The following is an 18,916-nucleotide window of genomic DNA, read 5'->3' on the forward strand; positions in this document are numbered from 1 at the left end:
CAAAAATAGGGGAATCAATCTCATTACAGTCATTTTGCCATTGCCTTGATAGAATCAAGCGCATGTTAAAAGCTTTTCAAGACGCCCTTTCCTTGCTCGCCCACTTAGATGGCGGCGTAATGGGGATTGTCTGGGTTTCTCTACAGGTCAGCCTTACAGCCCTTCTAGTTGGAACGCTTTTGGGCCTACCTATTGGCGCCCTTCTGGCCACTGAACGTTTTGCAGGGAAAAGGACCATCATTGTGACCCTGAACACCCTCATGGGTGTGCCTACAGTCATAGTTGGTGTGCTGGTATACCTCATGCTGTCACGTACAGGGCCCCTTGGCATGTGGGGCTGGCTATTTACAGTGAAAGGGATGATTGTGGCTCAAACATTGCTCACAACCCCCTTAATCGCCGCCCTTAGCCGCCAAATACTGGAGGACTCTTGGAAAATACATCGCGATTCCTTTCTGAGCCTCAAATTGCCACCCCTTTCCCGCTTTAAATGGCTGATATGGGATTGCCGCTTCTCGCTGACTATTGCCGTGCTTGCCGGCCTAGCTAGAGCCATATCCGAGGTTGGAGCGGTCATGATTGTTGGCGGTAATATTGATCATTCCACCAGAACAATGACAACGGCGATTGCGCTAGAGACTAGCAAAGGTGACCTGCCTTTAGCTCTCGCCCTTGGCATCGTCTTGCTTACCATTGTTCTTCTGGCCAATTTATTTACCTTTGCAGTTCGCCAAATTGCGGAGCACCGCTATGGTTAATGCAATGGAAAATTTTGAAAAGTTCATTGAGCTCAAAGACATCATTGTCAAAAGCAATGGCAGAACCATTCTGAATATCCCGCACGCCCTCATTCCAGCAGACAGAATTACCGCCTGTATTGGCCCTAATGGCGCTGGCAAAACAACTCTTCTAAAACTTCTAGATGGGCTCGTTAAGCCAGATAGCGGAACAGTGAATTACTCGTTTAAAACAAAAACGGCTTTGGTTTTGCATCACACGCCGATGATCAAAGCATCAGCTAAAACCAATATCGCAATGGTTTGTGATGCGGATGAGTCCATTAAAAATGCTGATGTAGACCGAGTGATTGAGCAAGTAGGTTTAAGCGGGCTTGCCAATAGCCCAGCGCATAAATTATCTGCAGGTGAAAGACAAAAGGTTTGCCTTGGAAGAGCTATTCTTCAAAAACCCAATTTAGTTTTACTAGATGAACCTACCGCAAACCTTGATCCTAATACCACCGAACAGGTTGAAGAACTGATTCGTCAATTTGATCGTCAGGGAGTAGATGTGATTTTTTCATCCCATCAACTTGCCCAAGTGCAAAGACTGGCTGAGCACATTATCTTCATTGACCAAGGGGAAATAAAAGAAAAGGGACCCGTAGGCCCCTTCTTTAACAATCCTCAAACACCAGCAGCTAAACGCTACTTACAACAAGAGCTACTCGCCGACTAATTACTTGGCAGCGGGTGCCGCTGGAGCGGCAGGAGCAGCTGCTGCAACTGGTGGAACAAATGGTGGTGGTGCAGTACAGGCTGCTGGAGCAGCAGTTCCAGAAACCTTAAATCGATCAGCAACCCGGTTTTGAGCCTGACAGAGTTGATATGCACCAACCTTATCGCCGTAGGCAGTTTTTGCTTTAGCCAAATTAGCAGCTTCTTGTGCCTCTGGGCTCAATGGTGGCAATGTCGCCATTACCGAGGAGGCAGCAAATGCGCAAAACGTAAGAGCAATGATTCTTTTCATGGCCTTATCCTTATTTATTCAGTTTGTCATACCAGAGCTCATGGTGCTCTTTAGCCCAAGTAGCATCTACATAGCCGGTCTTCATACCGTCGATTGAGCCCTGCATACCAATGGTGCCGATATAAATGTGGCCCATAGCCATGGTAGTCATCAAGATTGCAGCACTACTATGAATGATGTTGGCGATTTGCATCGTGCCACGGAGGTACTCTATCTGCATAAACGGCACGATCATGTCGAGCACGAATCCTGAGGCAGAAATTACTAAGCCTAAGAAAGTCATACCAAACCAGAACCAAAATTTCTCACCCATATTGAAGAAGCCAGCTGGCACATGCTTGCCGCTAAACATTCCACCAAAAGTTAACAACCAATTGAGGTCGCCTTTTCCGGGAATATTTTTGCCCACAAAGAGCAAGAAGAAGATCACGATACTCAGAGTAAATAATGGGCCAGTGAAATTATGAATATTTTTACAAACCATTAAGAAAGAGCCGTAAGCAACACCACCCATTAGAGGCATTGCAAAATATTTGCCGTACAGAATCAATAGACCTGTAAATGCGAGGGCCAAGAAGCTGAACGCCATCACCCAGTGAGTGATGCGGTCAAATGCACTAAAGCGCTTTACCTTAATGCCTGACAATGGCTCATGCAGCTTGATTGAGCCTTTAATGGTGTACATCGCAATAATGCCAAAGAAGGCAATCGCCAATAACCAGCCACCGTAAACGGTAATGATGCCGTTACGAATTACACGCCATTCTTGACCGGCACGTTGGATCAAAACACCTGCCTGCTTATCCGGAATACTGACGTAGTTTTGTGGGTCACTGTTTGGCGCCATGAAGATCGATGGGTTTGCAGGCTGAGCCTGTGCTTGAGTGCCATTGGCCAAAGCGTTAGGATTTGCCGGCACAGATGCAGGAGGCACGTCTACTCCACTAGGAGAAGGCAAAGGCGCCATCGGTGCACGCTCAGCAAAGCTCATACCACTCGCTAGAGTTAGTGACAAACCTGCAGCCACTACCAAAGTGCGTAGAACTTTAGAAAATGATCGTTTCATACAAATGTCCTTAAACGTTTTCGTTTTATTTATTGTTATTTAGTTGATCACTTAACGCGACTGTATTCGTTTTGAGCTTGATTGCGCTTGTCAATCGATTCGGTCCAACTAGCCTGATTGCCTGGCGTCCAATTCTTAGTCATAAATCCATTATTAGCACCCATATAAGGGGCAACATCTGGACGCTTAGCAGCTTTAGCAGCAATTTCTGGAGGCTCAGAGCAAGCCCCCAACAAAGCTGCTGCTGCAAAACACATACCGAGAGTTTTGAAATTGACTTTCATTATTGAGCTCCTGGAATTTTTGCTGCAGGCGTTGGTGTAGGCGCTGGTGCATCCGGTCCACCATAAGCAGTATTCCAACCAAAAGCTTTGGATCCTGGGTACTTACCATTCTTCTCACGGGTGGCAACGCGATTATTAAAGATGCCGCTAATGACATCACTGTCGCCGCCAATCAATGCCTTGGTAGAGCACATTTCAGCGCAAAGCGGTAACTTGCCTTCTGCCAAACGATTGCGACCATACTTTTCAAACTCTGCAACGCTACCGTTTTCTTCTGGGCCACCACTACAGAATGTGCACTTATCCATTTTGCTGCGGGAGCCGAAGGCACCCTTGCTGAGGAACTGTGGCGCGCCAAATGGGCAAGCAAAAGAGCAGTAACCGCAACCGATACAGATATCTTTATCGTGCAGCACAACACCCTCATCCGTACGGTAGAAACAATCTACTGGGCATACGGCCATACAAGGAGCATCGCTACAGTGCATACAAGCAACTGAGACAGATTTTTCTTGGCCAATGATGCCGTCATTCACCGTTACAACGCGACGACGGTTAACACCCCAAGGTACTTCGTTTTCGTTCTTACAGGCTGTGACACAACCGTTGCACTCAATGCATCGCTCTGTGTCGCAAATAAATTTCATTCTTGCCATTGTGTTCTCCTGACCTTATTTTTTGACTTAGGCAAATTTCTCGATTTGACACATTGTAGTTTTCGTTTCTTGCATCATCGTCACCATGTCATAACCATAGGTAGTTGCAGTATTAACCGCTTCACCCTGCACTACTGGGGCGGCACCTTCTGGGTAATACTTCCGAATATTTTCGCCCTGCCACCAGCCAGCAAAGTGGAATGGTACGAAAGCAGTTCCTTGATCTACGCGCTCAGTCACTAATGCGCGTACTTTGATCTTGGCACCAGTTGGCGACTTCACCCAAACGTAATCCCAGTTCTTAATGCCACGATCTGCTGCAGCCTTAGGATTAATCTCCACAAAGTTTTCTTGTTGGAGTTCTGCTAACCATGGGTTGGAACGAGTCTCATCACCACCACCCTCGTACTCAACCAAACGACCTGAAGTCAGAATGATTGGGAACTTCTCATATAACTTCTGATTCAAGTTTTGATCTTGAACCGTCTTGTAGAGGGTTGGCAAGCGCCAGAAGTTTTTCTTATCGGCAGCTGTTGGGTACTTACGCATCATTGGGGCGTTTGTACTGTAAAGTGCTTCACGGTGAATTGGAACTGGGTCTGGGAAGTTCCAAACCACTGCACGCGCTTTGGCGTTACCAAACGGATGACAGCCATTCTTCATTACCACGCGCTGAATACCGCCAGATAAGTCAGTCTTCCAGTTTTTACCCTCTGCGAGTTTTTTCTCGTCGTCAGTTAACTGATCCCACCAACCCAGTTTCTTCATAAACACGTGATCAAACTCTGGGTAGCCGGTAGTAATTGCGGCACCCTTAGAGTGGGATCCATCGGCAGCAAGCAAGCTGACGCCATCACGCTCAACACCGAAGTTAGCGCGGAAGTTACCGCCGCCCTCCATCACGCTCTTGCTTGTGTCATACAGATTAGGTGAGCCCGGATGTTTAATAGCTGCTGTACCGTAGCAAGGCCAAGGCAAGCCATAGTAGTCACCAGTAGTGTCATATCCAGTTACTGGATCAACACCGCCGCGAGACTTCAATGTCTTCGGATCAAAGGTTGCCACCATTCTCATGTGAGCCTTGAGGCGCTCAGGTGTTTGGCCTGTGTATCCAATTGTCCAGCAAGAACGATTAATCTCGCGCAGGATATCTTCAATTTGCGGCTCTTTCCATTGCTTACCAGCAAATTTGGAACTGAGCATTTTGTAGTTCTTAGACAACTCTTCGCCGAAACCTAAGCGATCAGCAAAAGCCTGCATGATCACGTGGTCAGGAACAGACTCAAACAATGGATCGATTACCTTCTCGCGCCACTGCAATGAGCGATTGGATGCTGTCGCTGTGCCACAAGTTTCAAACTGTGTTGCAGCAGGCAATAAGTACACATTGCGATTCTTATTCACCGCTTGACCTTCTGCAGCAGGCATTGCAGCCATTGCAGCAGTAGCACTTGGATAAGGATCCACTACCACTAAGAGGTCTAACTTATCCATCGCACGCTTCATGTCGAGGCCGCGAGTTTGTGAGTTCGGAGCATGGCCCCAGAAGAATAAGCCTTTTACGTTAGTCTGCTGGTCGATCATGTCATTCTTCTCGAGAACAGCATCAACCCAACGAGACACAGTAGTGCCGGATTTCTCCATCATGTCGGGCGCATAGCGACCCTTAATCCACTCGTAGTCAACACCCCAAACTGTTGAGAAGTGCTTCCATGAGCCAGCAGCCAAACCATAGTAACCAGGCAATGAGTCTGGGTTAGGGCCAACGTCAGTTGCACCCTGGACGTTATCGTGACCGCGGAAAATATTGGTGCCGCCACCAGATTTACCTACGTTACCTAAAGCTAATTGCAAAATACAAGAGGCGCGCACAATCGCATTACCGATAGTGTGCTGGGTTTGGCCCATACACCAAACAACGGTACTAGGACGATTCATTGCCATAGTTTTAGCAGCTTGGTAAACCTGAGCCTCAGGCACACCACAAGCCTCCTCAACTGCAGCAGGCGTCCACTTCTCCATCACTTCTTTACGAATCTCTTCCATGCCATAAACACGGTCGTTGATGTACTTCTTATCTTCCCAACCATTTTTAAAGATGTGATACAGCATGCCGAATAAGAACGGAATATCAGTACCAGAGCGAATGCGGATGTACTGGTCTGACTTAGCAGCAGTACGTGTGTAGCGCGGATCCACTACAACTACCTTGCAACCATTTTCTTTTGCATGCAAGAGCATCAACATTGAAACTGGGTGAGCTTCAGCCGCATTTGAACCAATGTACAAAGCAGCCTTGGCATTCATCATGTCGTTGTAGCTATTGGTCATCGCACCATAGCCCCAGGTGTTTGCAACACCCGCTACTGTTGTGGAGTGACAAATACGAGCTTGATGGTCTGTATTGTTTGTGCCAAAGAAAGAGACCCACTTACGGAGTAAGTAGGACTGTTCATTATTGTGTTTGGAGGAGCCGATGAAGAACATCGCATCCGGAGAGTATTTCTCTCGAATGCTCTTCATCTGTGCAGTAATTTCAGTTAAGGCCTGATCCCAAGAAATGCGTTGGTACTTTCCATCAACCAACTTCATTGGGTAACGCAAACGATAGTCACCGTGTCCGTGCTCACGCAAGGCAGCGCCTTTAGCGCAATGAGCCCCCATATTAATTGGGGAATCAAATACCGGATCTTGACGAACCCATACACCATTCTCAACGGTGGCATCTACTGCACAACCTACGGAACAGTGAGTACAAATAGATCTCTTAACTTCAATCTTGCCCTTGCCGTCTAGCATTGCCTTGCTTTGCTCAGCAGATGCTTTTTGAACAAAACTTAATTGACTAGCAGCGATACCAGCGCCAACTCCCACGCCTGAGCGCTTGAGGAATGCGCGGCGATCCATCGTTGGAACAGCCGCTTTTAAGCCGCGTGAAAGACTACCGATCAGGCGCGATGTGGAACGACTGCTTTGTGGGGTATTGGATTTACGAGTCAGACTCATATGATGTCCCTGAGAAAGTTTTTTATTTATTTAGAAACAGTGAAAGCAATAGTGAAGAGAAGATGGTTAAATCAAAGTGGATTCGTAGTACTTGCGCATGTGAGCAGTCATCGTTTGACCAACATCTTGCACGGCTTTGGCTCCACTAATTTCCTGGATAACCGCTTTGCCAATTGGGGTTTGACTCACTACAGCGACAGCTCCAACTGCAGCGCCTGCACCAATAAAGAACTTGCGGCGCGATGGCTTATTTTCTTCGCTTAAAGCAACCTTGGATTTGACGGTCATTGCATGCTCCTATGGAATTATTCTTGATCTGCGTCAAGTGTAATAGGAAATCGCATTTTTGACATATTGGTGTAACTATTAGTTATTAGGGCAATATTCATATTGCGATGCAACATCAAATCATGTCGAAGCCTTGGCCTTCAATTGCTAGGAATTCTCTGGTTAAGGCGGCGACTGGGTGATACAAATGCATTTCAGGAATGCCTTCTATTGCATCGCAAAATTCGTCATACCAAGGGCGAATATGCTCATTGAAAAAAACCCTTTGATTTGTAAGGTTTGAGATCTCCACATCATCCCCCGCAATGAGGTAACGCATGACCTCGCATAGGGCCGAGATATGGTCCTCAGTTTCAGTGACCTCTTCTGCTGCCTCAAGTCCAAAACCTTCTAAAACCTTACGAATGTTTACCAAAGGCTTTTCGTTTAGATGGCCCGCCATGTAAAAGGAGCCATTCAAAACGACATTTGGCTTACCAACGCTAATGAAATTCAAATCAAACTCATCATGCCAAGCTTTGGCGGGGTTATTTTTAGCAACCTCCACTACATCCATCCAAACCTTAGCCAAGGGCGCCTCATCTGCAGCATCTTGCTGATCAGCGGTAGCGGCAATTTGATCTAAAAGCTCTTCATCAGGCGGCATCTGAAAAAAGCGGGCAATCAAGCCATATAAATCTGCCCTAGCCAAATCCTCAGGCAAGCCTACATCGCCTACTTCGGCAGATAGATTCTCTTTCGCTACTTCTTTCGCAATTTCGCTCATGTTTCTTTTTTCACCATATCTACCACTCGACAATCACTACACATCTTCAATCGATCCATTGCAGCCCCAGCAAAAGCACCATGCGATCCAAGCTTGCTGAGCATCAAATCAACCATCTTGAGTGTTCCGAAAGGCTTGCCACAACTAATGCAATGGAAGGCCTGGGTTTCGTTCAGGGTAGTCCGTTGCTTGCGTTGCTCAACTGTTTGCAAACGAGGTGCAAGAGTTAAAGCCTTCTCGGGACAGGTTTGCACACAGATGCCGCACTGTACACACTGCTTCTCAATAAACGAAAGAATAGGCTCGTCAGGATTGTCTAAAAGCGCACCTTCAGGACAGCCGCTGACACAAGACATGCACAAGGTACAAGCATCTTTATTTATTGTCAGACCACCTAACAATGAAGACTTTGGAAGCACAACACCCATCTCCGGCAATGGAGTCTTCGCTTGTTTTTGCAAATGCTCTAAAGCTGCCTCAAGCGTTTCGCGTTTCTGATTCGATAAGCCAATGCTTGCAGGAGTACAGATCGGGCCGAGTGATCCACGCTGACGTAATACGCCCATTGCTTTAGATACAGCCGCTATATCTTCAGCAGAACTAGCCAAGATCAGATGAATGCGATCGTCAAAGCCATACGCATTCAGAATGCTGTTTGCTAAAACTACCTGTTCTTCAAGTACTGCGCGATATGCAGGATCCTCGTCTCCACTTAATAACAAAGTCACTTCCGCAAAACCATACGTCAGCGCACCCAGCCATAAGTCCAAACCAGTAGAGGCAATATGCTCAATGCCATAAGGAATCACAAATGCAGGGAGACCTTCGAATTGCTTTGGCATGACATGCGCCGATCTGCCCAAGCCATCAATCATTTGCGTACCTGCTTTTAGGGTATGCAAAAGTAAGCTGGGAGCCATCGCCTGATTGATCTTTTTAGCTTCGGCGGTAAAGACGCTCGCTACCGTTTTGAGCTCTTTACCTTGATGAGCAATGCTTGGGTAGTTGTAACGCATTGCCCCGGAAGGGCATGCAGTTGCACAAGCTCCGCAACCCATACAAAGATTTGGATTGACCTCTACAGAACCTTGGCCATTTTTAAAGATTGAACCAATAGCGCCTGTTGAACAAACATCAATACAAGCGCTGCAACCTACTTTGCCATTACGACCATGAGCACAAATTTTTTCGTTATAAGCAAAATATTTAGGCTTTTCAAACTCCCCCACCATCTCGGAGAGTTGATTAACTGCCAGCGCCTGCTCAAGGGGATCAATGCCAGGAGCGAAGTACCCCTGCGGCGTTTGACTCATGCGCATCTTGGGATCTACACGTAGGTCCAAAATTAAATCGAATTCTGAATTACGTTCACGCTCTTTGCGATCAAAAGAAATGGCACCAATGCTGGCACATGCAGTAACGCAGTCACGATGGGATTTACATTTACTTAAGTCAATCTGGAAGGAAAGATCAATGGCACCTTCAGGACATACTTCAACGCAGGCACCACAGCGAGTACACATCTCCGGGTCAATCGGATTTTGCAATTCCCAATTTACTGAAAAGTTTCCTAGATAACCATCTAACTTGGTGACTGCGCCGGTAAAAATGGGGTAGCTACGGGTCAGCGGTAAATCGCCAGGCTGGGTACACAAGACAGAAACATCTAACGATGGGCTTAATTTTTCAGCCCAAGAAATAGCTTGAGAACCAGCACCGATAATTAACAACCTACCCTGGCTTTCGTAACTCACGACAGGGACAGGTTCAGCCTCAGGCATATCAGCTAAAGCCAACAACGCAGCAATTTTAGGTCCGGATGTTTTAGCCTCTTGAGTCCAACCAGCTACTTCACGAATATTGACAAAACGTAGTGGCGCAACCAATGGCTTTTCAGCTTGGTCAGCGAGCTCACTAAAAAGTGCACCCTCTTGCGTACACGCGATCACTAGAGAATCAGAACCATCTAGCGCCTTTAAAAAAGAGCCGACCTCCTGCCTGCATAAGGATTGATGAATCGGAGCACCGATAGCTTTTGCATCCAAAGGCATGGTGCCATTACAGTTGCAGACTAATTTTTGACTCATGCGCTATCTTCTTAGGTTTTTTTCTGTTCAGACTCTATTGATACCTTATTGGGCACTTCTTCCAACTGATCTGCAGGTTTTTGTTGTGTGGATGTTAAATCAGTTTGCTGTTCGGCTGCCAATGTGCGGCCCTCAAGATGCGGTTCAGGCACTGGGTTTACGCTTTGCTGGGATTCTGGAGCAAGCTCTTCGCTCGATTTGCGGAAAAGGTTGAGCATATCGCTCTGCACCATCCTCTCCAGCATCCCAGGCGGTAGCGGATCCGGCTTACTGTAGTCATCAATATAAATATCCAACCCATCCATGATGTTGAAATGGGGATCGGTAAACATTTTCTTTAGAGCAGCCTGCTGAACAGCGGGATCTACATCCGGTTTCATAAAAGCAGAAAAGTCTGGATCGAAACGATCGATCTTGACTACATCCTCTAGGGTAGCTGGCGGAGGTGCAGCCTCTTGAGCACCCTCAACGAGTGGAGCCTGATCAGCCTCTTTAGGAACCTCTACTTTTTTTTCTGGTGAGACATCTTCTTTACCAGCTTTACGCCTGGACCAACGCTCCAGAAATCCATCGGCCATTATTCCTCCATAGGGCGTTGCGCACCCTTGAATGAAGCTGGCTTATGGCGTTTTTTGGGTTCCGGCCGATAGTTGTCATTGACATACTCTTGTAACCATGAGGCATGCTGCTCACTCAGCGGTATCGTATCAACCGACTCACCACCATCGAGCAATCGAGCGGCTTCGTTATAACTGACACAAATACGATGGGGCACTGCAAACGAAGTCTCAGACTTTGCCAAGGGAAGTGATTGCTCATCGATATAACGCTCAATATCTTCTTCCAAGCGCCACATAACAAACCATGCGGGTGTTGTAGCAGAAACATTGAGATAGTAGCCCTCAGCCTCGTCCGGAAAGAGATCAAGTTCATAACCTGTGAATAACCAGGATTCACCATCGGCATCACGCCCAAGAAACTGACCCGCAATGGATTTACTTTGTTGACTATTGAATTGCCCAAAATCAGGCAACACTTCCTGAGGCACCCAGCGGAACGAGACCCATGGGTTATCAATATTCTGTTTACGCATTAGTACTGCAAAGCGCATAAATGTTCAGGGCCTCAGGTGTTTTGAACCACAATGTTCGGAAATTTACTGCTCATATCTTTAGATAGAGTAGCAACACGGATGGCTACCTGTCTAGCAATACCTTTATAGATAGCACTAATAGCGCCATCTGGATCAGCCACTACTGTTGGGCGCCCGGCATCAGCCTGCTCACGAATCGAAAGGTTTAAGGGCAAGGAGCCCAAGAAATCTACGGCGTACTCTTTACACATTTTTTCACCGCCGCCAGTACCGAATACGTGCTCTTCGTGTCCACATTTAGTGCAAACGTAAGTACTCATGTTTTCAATAATGCCAATGATGGGTACACCCACCTTCTCAAACATCTTGAGGCCCTTACGAGCATCTAGCAAAGCAATATCTTGAGGTGTGGTAACAATGACTGATCCTGTAACAGGAACCTTTTGCGCCAAGGTCAATTGAATATCGCCCGTGCCAGGCGGCATATCTACGATCAGGTAGTCAAGATCGCGCCAGCGGGTTTGGCGGAGCAACTGCTCAAGGGCTGAAGTCACCATCGGTCCACGCCATACCATGGGTGCGTCGTCATCAATCAAAAAACCAATTGAGCTTGCCTGTAAACCATAGGCTTCCATTGGCTCAATTGTATTTTCTTCAATAGAGTCCGGTCTACCGGTAATACCCAACATCATTGGCTGACTTGGGCCATAAATATCCGCATCCAAAATACCGACCTGTGCACCCTCCGCAGCAAGAGCTAGGGCGAGATTTACGGCTGTTGTGGACTTCCCTACTCCACCCTTACCGCTAGCCACTGCAATAATATTTTTTACACCGGGCAATAACTTCACTCCACGCTGCACTGCATGCGCAACGATTTGACTAGAGATATTGACGCTCACATTTTTGACGCCTGATAATTCACGCAAGGCATTGATTACCGATTTACGAATCGAATCGAACTGGCTTTTAGCGGGATACCCCAGCACAATATCTAAAGAAATATCGCTGCCTTCTACGCGGAGATTTTTGATATTTCTTGCTGAGACAAAATCGATCTTCGTATTGGGATCAACTAAGTTTTTTAGCGCTGCTTGTACCAACTCTGGTGTAACCGACACTACATTCTCCTAATATGGATAACCTTAGAATGGACTTCTAAGTTTTTTAGTATTTTCTTAATTAGCGCTAGCTTACTCGTAGCCGCCAATATTTGCTGAAAGCGCCCTTGAGCACCTTCTATCTATCACATTAGAAAATCAGCAAACTCAGGTAATAGACTGCCATCGACATCAAAGCCGTGGCTGGGATGGTGAAGATCCAGGCCCAAACGATGTTTCCAGCGACACCCCAGCGCACCGCGCTGGCTCTCTGAGTTGAGCCAACACCGACAATAGCCCCAGTAATTGTGTGGGTAGTCGAAACAGGAACACCCAAGGCTGTTGCTGCAAATAAAGTAATGGCGCCACCAGTTTCAGCACAAAAGCCTCCTACTGGCTTGAGTTTTGTCAGCTTTTGACCCATGGTTTTTACAATCCGCCAACCACCAAACATCGTGCCCATCGCAATGGCGATATAGCAGCAAACAATGGTCCATATTGGCGGCATACTTGCGCTGGCATCTGTATAGCCAGTAATGATGAGTAGCAGCCAAATAATGCCAATCGTTTTTTGTGAGTCATTACCGCCGTGTCCAAGGCTATATGCGCCAGCAGAAACCAATTGCAGACGGCGGAACCAGCGATCGGTTTTAGAGAGCGTGACATTTCGGCAAACCCATGACACCAGCAACATCATCAAGGAGCCCAAAAGAAATCCAACTAATGGGGAGATGAAGATAAAAGCAACGGTTTTGATAATACCTGCCCAAACTAAACCGGCAAGTCCCGCCTTAGGCAACGCCGCTCCTAGCAAGCCGCCAATCAAAGCATGAGAAGAGCTTGATGGAATGCCATAGAACCAAGTCACCAAGTTCCAGATGATGGCGCCAACCAATGCGCCAAAGATCACGTGGAGATCCACTGCGGCAGGAAGCACAATTCCCTTGCCCACAGTAGCAGCGACACTTAAATGGAAAATGAAGATGGCAAGAAAGTTAAAGAAGGCGGCAAACACCACCGCCTGTTGCGGTTTTAAAACGCCAGTAGAAACCACCGTCGCAATAGAGTTAGCAGCATCATGAAAGCCGTTCATGAAATCAAATGCAAGAGCTAGCACTACTAATAGCGCTACAACCCAAAAGGCTACTTCTGTCGCCGGCAACTTAATTCGCCTTAAGAGTTTTCAAGAACAATGCCTTCAACCAAGTTGGCAACGTCTTCACATTTATCGGTAACTTCCTCGAGCAACTCATAAATGCGCTGGCACTTAATCAGCTCACGCACTTCGATGTCTTCACGGAACAACCTAGTAATAGCAGTAGATAGAAGGCGATCAGCCCCAGACTCTAAGTGATCTATTTCATCGCAAGTCTTTAACGCCGCTTTAGCTACTTCTGGATCAGAGATATCTTTTAATGTAGCAACAGCATTCTTCATGCTGATGCAGCACTGATTACAAAGCTCTGCCATTTGCAACATCTCTGGCGTCATTTGCTTCACGTCATACAAATGCATTGCTTCAGTGCCGTTTTGCAATAAATCAGCTACGTCATCCATCGTATTGATGAGTGAAAAAATTTGGTCGCGATCTATAGGTGTGATGAAGGTCTTATGCAAACGACGATGCACCTCTTTCACAACATCGTCACATGCATGCTCTGCTTTATCAACCTCTTGGGTGTATTTAGCGCGTAATGCTTCATCGCCGTAATACTCAACGAACTTCAAAAAAGATTCGGAGGCGGAAACGATATTGCTAGCGTGCTCATTAAATAGCTCGAAGAAATTACCATCGTGAGGCATTAACTTACTGAAGAACATAGATCACGATCCTTTAGGAACAAAAACTACGGGGATTTGTTAGGTTTGCCGACATTCTAAACAATTGCTATTGAACAACTGGAAAGCCGGCATCTGTAATGAGCTGGCTCGCTTGCGCGGCAGATAGGGTGGTTTCGAGAGTGATGGTCTGACTTGCCAAATCCGCCTGAACTTTAGCCTGAGGATCTTGGGCCTGCACTGCCCGAGTGACGGCATTAATACAGCCCCCACAGGTCATTCCGGAAACTTTTAAACTCAACATATTGGCCCTTTTGATGTGAATATGGCTTGTATAGAGTAGATTATCTTCTATATGGATCCCCAAAAAGACACTAATTCAGAGCTATTTACTCTAGATATCGGCGGGATGACCTGTGCCTCTTGTGTTGGCAGGGTTGAAAAGGCTTTAGACAAGATTCCAGGGGTGGAAGCAGCCAGTGTGAATTTAGCAACTGAGCAAGCCAAAATTCGCGTAAACGCTGATTCCAGGGTCAAAATCGATGACATCATCGCTTTAGTACAAAAAACAGGTTATTCAGCCAAAATCAGTGCGCCCCACGGCATTCCAGAGTTAGCCCCCTCTAAATTGTTCTGGGGGACTGATGGTCTGGGTCGTGTCATTCTAGGTTTCAGTCTTTCAGCCCCACTCTTTCTGCCCATGTTCCTCATGCCTTTTGGCATTCATTGGTCACTGTCACCGACATGGCAACTATTGCTTGCAACTCCAGTGCAATTCTTTTTAGGATGGCGCTTTTATAAAGCAGGCTTCAAATCTCTGATGTCGGGTGTTGGCAATATGGATTTGTTAGTCGCGCTCGGCACAAGTGCAGCCTACGGATTAAGTGTGTATCAAATGATTGCATCACCGCATGCAAGTCATGAACTCTATTTTGAAGGATCAGCCGTCATTATCTGCATGGTCATGCTTGGTAAATGGCTGGAAGCCAGAGCCAAGCAACAAACTAGTGAAGCAATACGCGCCTTGCAAAAGCTATGGCCTGAGCATGCCAAAGTCATTGAGCGCAATATTGTGATCAGTGAGGACTCTGCATTAGACCAATTTCGAGATCTTCCTCTAGATCAGGTATTCCCTAAAGATCGCATCTTAGTGTTGCCAGGTGAACGTATACCGGTAGATGGAATCATCTTACTTGGCAATAGCCATGTTGATGAATCCCTCCTCACCGGAGAAAGCGATCCCGTCAAGAAGCATCTTGGTGAAAAAGTAATTGGCGGCTCCCTTAATGGTGAAGGCCTATTGGTGATTGAGGCTCAGGCGGTAGGCGTTGAGAGCGTTCTCTCAAAAATTATTTCTTTAGTAGAGGATGCGCAAACCCAAAAAGCACCTATACAAAAATTAGTTGATCAAGTGAGTGCCATTTTTGTCCCTAGCGTGATTGTGATTGCATTCATTACTGGATTAGCGAACTGGTTTTATTTAGACTCTGCATCTGTCGCCATACTGCGTGCAGTCTCAGTTCTCGTTATTGCATGTCCATGTGCGCTGGGTCTTGCAACACCTGCAGCCATCATGGCAGGCACTGGCGTTGCAGCACGCTTTGGAATCCTCATTAAAGATCCACAGGTATTAGAGTTGGCGCATCGCTTAAACGTAGTGGCCTTCGATAAAACAGGCACCCTCACTATTGGCAAACCAAGACTGCTAGAGATTATTCCTTTTGGTGATTCGTATGCGCTAGATGACATTCTCGAAAGTGCAGCAGGTTTACAACTTGGTAGTGAGCACCCTCTTGCAAAAGCACTGTTAGATACCGCTAAACAAAGAGGCTTAAATCCCATCACACCAACAGACAGCAAAGCCCTGCCTGGCATTGGTATTAGCGGCAGGCCAAGCGCTGGCGTTTTCCTGGGCCTTAGTCTGAACCTACAAAGCATTGCATCGTTAGAAGGCAATCCCCACTACTCCGTAATACTTGCAAAGGCGCAAGCCTGTTTTGATGCCGGTCAAACTGTCTCCGTATTAATGAGCAATGAAAATCCTTCCTCGCCCATTGCGATCATTGCCTTTGGAGATGAACTCAAAGATAACGCTCAAGAGGCGGTTACTTCACTACATAAGTTGCATATTCGCGCAGTAATGCTTTCTGGTGACAATATTGCCGCCGCCAATCGTGTTGCCAAAACTATTGGCATTCAAGAAGTGTTTGCACAAATTATGCCTAGTAATAAAGCAGAAATTATTCGCCAACTCCAATCGAAAGATGGTGAACGTCAATTTGTTGCAATGGTAGGAGATGGCGTGAATGATGCGCCTGCTTTGGCAACTGCAGATGTGGGTATGGCAATGTCTACGGGCACTGATGTAGCCATGCAAGCCGCCGGCATTACCTTAATGCGAGGCGATCCCACTCTGGTTGCGAATGCTATCGATATCTCTAAGCGGACCTGGAAAAAGATTCAGCAAAATTTATTCTGGGCTTTTATCTTTAATGCCACCGGGATTCCATTGGCAGCACTTGGGTATCTGTCACCCATGCTAGCTGGCAGCGCCATGGCCTTATCGAGCTTCTGTGTTCTTAGCAACGCCCTACTACTCAAGCGCTGGCGTCCTGCACATTAATTCATAACAAGCGTTGCTTGCTTGCAGATTGTTGCTTATTTGGAAGTAAGTTATTTTGGCTTCTTGCGAATGAGTTCAATGTCACCGTAATACGCACGCACTTCTGATTTGGTATTGTCTGTATCAGTAAGTAAGGCAATACCAATGACTTGGCCAGGGCTCTCACCGTAGGCACGCTTATAGTCGGCCGCTAAATCACGCTGATGCTTGTGCCACTGATCCAAACCATCCCAACCAGAATCCACCACAATCATTTTGATGCGAGAGGTATGCGCATTTGGAATGATGGCATCCACAGGGGACTTTCCAGACCAGATGTACATCAATGTGGCATATGGCATTTCTTGACCACTAATAAGATTAGCCATTTCAAAAGTCATTTTTTCTTTTAAAGGTAATTTTGACTTATTGCCGTCAAATGCAACCAAGATACGTAGCGGAGCATCATCTGCGTAAGCATCCGCATTATCAGCATTCACAATTGGGTTGATGGCCTTCCACTCCCATTGCAGCCACAAATTATTTGCCTGACGAGGGCGCAACTTAACAGCCAAGCCAGAGGCAGATGTTTTGGAATTAGCGCTAAGCACCGTTTTGCCTTGATAGTTTTCTAAGCGATATACCGTATTCTTTTTAAAGGGTGCTATGCGGTAAAAATTCCAACCATTAGGCATGCCAGCACGCGCTGTTTCAGCTGAGAATTTGGGCAGCTCTTCTTGCGCTGGCAATTGATCGACATTAAATGCCTGTCCTGCCTCGTTTTGCACAGATTCTCCGCTCAGCCCAGCACATCCAGTCAAAAATACGACTGCGCCAAGGATTAAATGTGGGAGGGCTTGCTTAAGCATGTCTTAATTGTCCCAAAGAATGGTCTCTGTGAGTCTAAAATCATCACATGCGTCAACAATCACCTTCCAGCTGCGCTGCAATCTGCATCCTCATTGCCGCGGTAGTGCACCTGGCTCTGGGCTTTTCAATAGAGTTTTCAGTTGATGAGGCCCACTACGCGCTCTATGCCCAACATTTAGCCTGGAGTTATTTTGATCACCCACCGTTGGTGGGTTGGATTCAGTGGCCCTTGGTGACGCTCACCCCCTCGGAAGGCATCATTCGCCTCATTCCAGAGTTGCTGTGGATTCTCTCTTCTTACTTAGTTTATGAAGTCACGGTTGAAGTACACCACTTTATTCGTGGGCGCAACGCTGGCTATCTGACAAGTGCACTGCCATCAGCAAACTTATGTGGACTAATGGCAGTCTTAACCATTATCGCTGCACCCATGTTGCACATTCTGGCAATTGGTTTATTACCGGATACCTTACTTGCACCCTTAAGTCTTGGTCTAATGTGGATGGCTTTACGTTGGTTGAGTAAAGATCAATTTAGTATTGGCGATTGGGTTATTACTGGCGTCTTATTAGGTCTAGCCGGCTTAAGTAAATACACAGCCGCTTTTACTGCACTTGCATTGCTATTGGTATTTCTGAGTACACCAAGAAAACCATGGATAACGAAAGTGGGTTTTTGGATTGCTGCGCTAATCGCCCTGCTGCTGATCACTCCCGTCCTGTATTGGAATTGGACTAACGATTGGATTTCATTTAAATACCAGCTCGCCCATGGCGGCGGTGGAGAATGGCTCTGGCGCAAGCTGGGCGCTTATATTGGTATTCAAATACTGGTCTTTGGTCCTCTTTTCATCTTGGGGTCTGTTGTGTTTTTAAAAGACTGCATGCACGCTACAAAACTGTCATTACTTGCGCTCTTTGGATTCTTTTTGATTCCATTTGCAATTTTTGTCAGCCTCTCTGGCGGAGGTGGACTCCCTCACTGGACTTCGCCGGCATGGTTCTGTCTCGCACCATTTGCCGGAATTGGCTTAGCAAAAGCTTGGGCTACACAACATCGTTACTGGATTCGCATTTTATTTTTTATTCAAATTGCTTTATGTTGTATCGGCTTTGGGTATGTATTGTCAGGTGGCATTAGTTCGGCCTCAATTAAATCGAATCCGATTGCTGATTTGTATGGCTGGAAAGTGGCGGGTCAAAAAGCAGCAGACCTTGCTAAGGCCACTAAAGCCAATGGCATTGCTGTTCAAAACTGGACCTTAGGAAGTCGAGCTGCTTGGTACGCCTCACCTACGCCAGTTTTTGTTTTAGACCAAAGACAGGATCAGTTTGATCTCTGGTTTGGGGATTTACCAAAGGGAGCAAATGTACTCCTGATTAACTGGTCTGGCATGCCATACCCTCTGCCAGTAGGTAATAAATCAGCATTTCAAGCCTGCGAGCCCTTGGATAGCCTTGAAATCATCCGATTTGGCCGAGTTCTATCCAAATTTGACTTTAGTCTTTGCAGTCATTGGCAAGGCCCTGGTCAATCGGAGTAATTCCCCCAAATTCAAGACCTTAGGCGC

General features: G+C 46.6%; 19 protein-coding genes. 4 read left to right on the forward strand and 15 right to left on the reverse strand.

Annotation, left to right across the window (positions count from 1 at the left end; translation table 11 throughout):
• Window positions 1-62 precede the first annotated feature (62 nt).
• Together VC159_RS07855 and VC159_RS07860 are read left to right on the forward strand one after the other, a co-directional pair.
• Window positions 63-758 carry an ABC transporter permease gene (locus tag VC159_RS07855; RefSeq protein WP_215359629.1) on the forward strand — a complete coding sequence of 232 codons (696 nt, stop codon included), beginning with the start codon at window positions 63-65 and terminating at the stop codon, window positions 756-758.
• Between the two features lie 4 nt (window positions 759-762).
• Complete coding sequence (locus VC159_RS07860) at window positions 763-1,458, forward strand: ATP-binding cassette domain-containing protein (protein ID WP_323473241.1); 696 nt, start codon at window positions 763-765, stop codon at window positions 1,456-1,458.
• On the opposite strand, the gene VC159_RS07865 is transcribed toward VC159_RS07860, so the two are convergent.
• The 14 genes from VC159_RS07865 to VC159_RS07930 form a co-directional block, all read right to left on the reverse strand.
• Window positions 1,459-1,749: a hypothetical protein gene (locus VC159_RS07865; protein ID WP_215359625.1), complete on the reverse strand. Its 291-nt coding sequence runs from the start codon at window positions 1,747-1,749 to the stop codon at window positions 1,459-1,461.
• A 10-nt stretch (window positions 1,750-1,759) separates the two neighbouring features.
• Window positions 1,760-2,815, reverse strand: a complete 1,056-nt coding sequence (locus VC159_RS07870; protein ID WP_323473242.1) for a formate dehydrogenase subunit gamma — start codon at window positions 2,813-2,815, stop codon at window positions 1,760-1,762.
• 47 nt (window positions 2,816-2,862) lie between these two features.
• On the reverse strand, window positions 2,863-3,099 hold the full coding sequence (locus tag VC159_RS07875; RefSeq protein ID WP_323473243.1) for a hypothetical protein: 237 nt from the start codon (window positions 3,097-3,099) through the stop codon (window positions 2,863-2,865).
• Window positions 3,099-3,755: a formate dehydrogenase FDH3 subunit beta gene (fdh3B, locus tag VC159_RS07880; RefSeq protein ID WP_072582988.1), complete on the reverse strand. Its 657-nt coding sequence runs from the start codon at window positions 3,753-3,755 to the stop codon at window positions 3,099-3,101. Before fdh3B ends, VC159_RS07875 begins: the two co-directional genes overlap by 1 nt.
• A 27-nt stretch (window positions 3,756-3,782) precedes the next feature.
• Window positions 3,783-6,761, reverse strand: coding sequence for a formate dehydrogenase subunit alpha (locus tag VC159_RS07885; RefSeq protein ID WP_323473244.1), 2,979 nt, complete (start codon window positions 6,759-6,761; stop codon window positions 3,783-3,785).
• A gap of 66 nt (window positions 6,762-6,827) precedes the next feature.
• Window positions 6,828-7,049 (reverse strand): hypothetical protein, encoded by a 222-nt coding sequence (locus VC159_RS07890; protein WP_216263680.1) that lies wholly within the window; start codon window positions 7,047-7,049, stop codon window positions 6,828-6,830.
• 115 nt (window positions 7,050-7,164) lie between these two features.
• Window positions 7,165-7,815, reverse strand: coding sequence for a molecular chaperone TorD family protein (locus VC159_RS07895; protein WP_323473245.1), 651 nt, complete (start codon window positions 7,813-7,815; stop codon window positions 7,165-7,167).
• The gene (locus VC159_RS07900; RefSeq protein ID WP_323473246.1) at window positions 7,812-9,902 is read right to left on the reverse strand and encodes a 4Fe-4S binding protein; all 2,091 of its coding nucleotides are present in this window, start codon (window positions 9,900-9,902) and stop codon (window positions 7,812-7,814) included. Before VC159_RS07900 ends, VC159_RS07895 begins: the two co-directional genes overlap by 4 nt.
• Window positions 9,903-9,913: 11 nt before the next feature.
• A complete protein-coding gene (locus VC159_RS07905; protein WP_323473247.1) occupies window positions 9,914-10,480 on the reverse strand; it encodes a DUF3306 domain-containing protein in 567 nt (188 codons plus the stop codon).
• A complete protein-coding gene (locus VC159_RS07910) occupies window positions 10,480-10,995 on the reverse strand; it encodes a DUF3305 domain-containing protein (RefSeq protein ID WP_251367778.1) in 516 nt (171 codons plus the stop codon). Before VC159_RS07910 ends, VC159_RS07905 begins: the two co-directional genes overlap by 1 nt.
• Window positions 10,996-11,027: 32 nt before the next feature.
• On the reverse strand, window positions 11,028-12,116 hold the full coding sequence (gene apbC / locus VC159_RS07915) for an iron-sulfur cluster carrier protein ApbC (RefSeq protein WP_323473248.1): 1,089 nt from the start codon (window positions 12,114-12,116) through the stop codon (window positions 11,028-11,030).
• 130 nt (window positions 12,117-12,246) lie between these two features.
• Window positions 12,247-13,188: an inorganic phosphate transporter gene (locus VC159_RS07920; protein ID WP_370623997.1), complete on the reverse strand. Its 942-nt coding sequence runs from the start codon at window positions 13,186-13,188 to the stop codon at window positions 12,247-12,249.
• An 80-nt stretch (window positions 13,189-13,268) separates the two neighbouring features.
• Window positions 13,269-13,916 (reverse strand): DUF47 domain-containing protein, encoded by a 648-nt coding sequence (locus tag VC159_RS07925; protein WP_215359603.1) that lies wholly within the window; start codon window positions 13,914-13,916, stop codon window positions 13,269-13,271.
• Between the two features lie 67 nt (window positions 13,917-13,983).
• Window positions 13,984-14,178: a heavy-metal-associated domain-containing protein gene (locus VC159_RS07930; protein WP_215359601.1), complete on the reverse strand. Its 195-nt coding sequence runs from the start codon at window positions 14,176-14,178 to the stop codon at window positions 13,984-13,986.
• A gap of 51 nt (window positions 14,179-14,229) precedes the next feature.
• Between VC159_RS07930 and VC159_RS07935 the strand changes: the two genes are divergently transcribed.
• On the forward strand, window positions 14,230-16,497 hold the full coding sequence (locus VC159_RS07935) for a heavy metal translocating P-type ATPase (protein ID WP_323473249.1): 2,268 nt from the start codon (window positions 14,230-14,232) through the stop codon (window positions 16,495-16,497).
• 50 nt (window positions 16,498-16,547) lie between these two features.
• Here VC159_RS07935 and VC159_RS07940 read toward each other — a convergent pair whose 3' ends face one another.
• The gene (locus VC159_RS07940) at window positions 16,548-17,345 is read right to left on the reverse strand and encodes a DUF3047 domain-containing protein (RefSeq protein ID WP_323473250.1); all 798 of its coding nucleotides are present in this window, start codon (window positions 17,343-17,345) and stop codon (window positions 16,548-16,550) included.
• Between the two features lie 47 nt (window positions 17,346-17,392).
• On the opposite strand from VC159_RS07940, the gene VC159_RS07945 reads away from it, so the two are divergent.
• The gene (locus VC159_RS07945) at window positions 17,393-18,889 is read left to right on the forward strand and encodes a glycosyltransferase family 39 protein (protein WP_323473251.1); all 1,497 of its coding nucleotides are present in this window, start codon (window positions 17,393-17,395) and stop codon (window positions 18,887-18,889) included.
• Window positions 18,890-18,916: the final 27 nt, after the last annotated feature.

The sequence above is a fragment of the Polynucleobacter sp. JS-JIR-II-c23 genome (genome assembly GCF_035011225.1).
Taxonomy (GTDB): domain Bacteria; phylum Pseudomonadota; class Gammaproteobacteria; order Burkholderiales; family Burkholderiaceae; genus Polynucleobacter.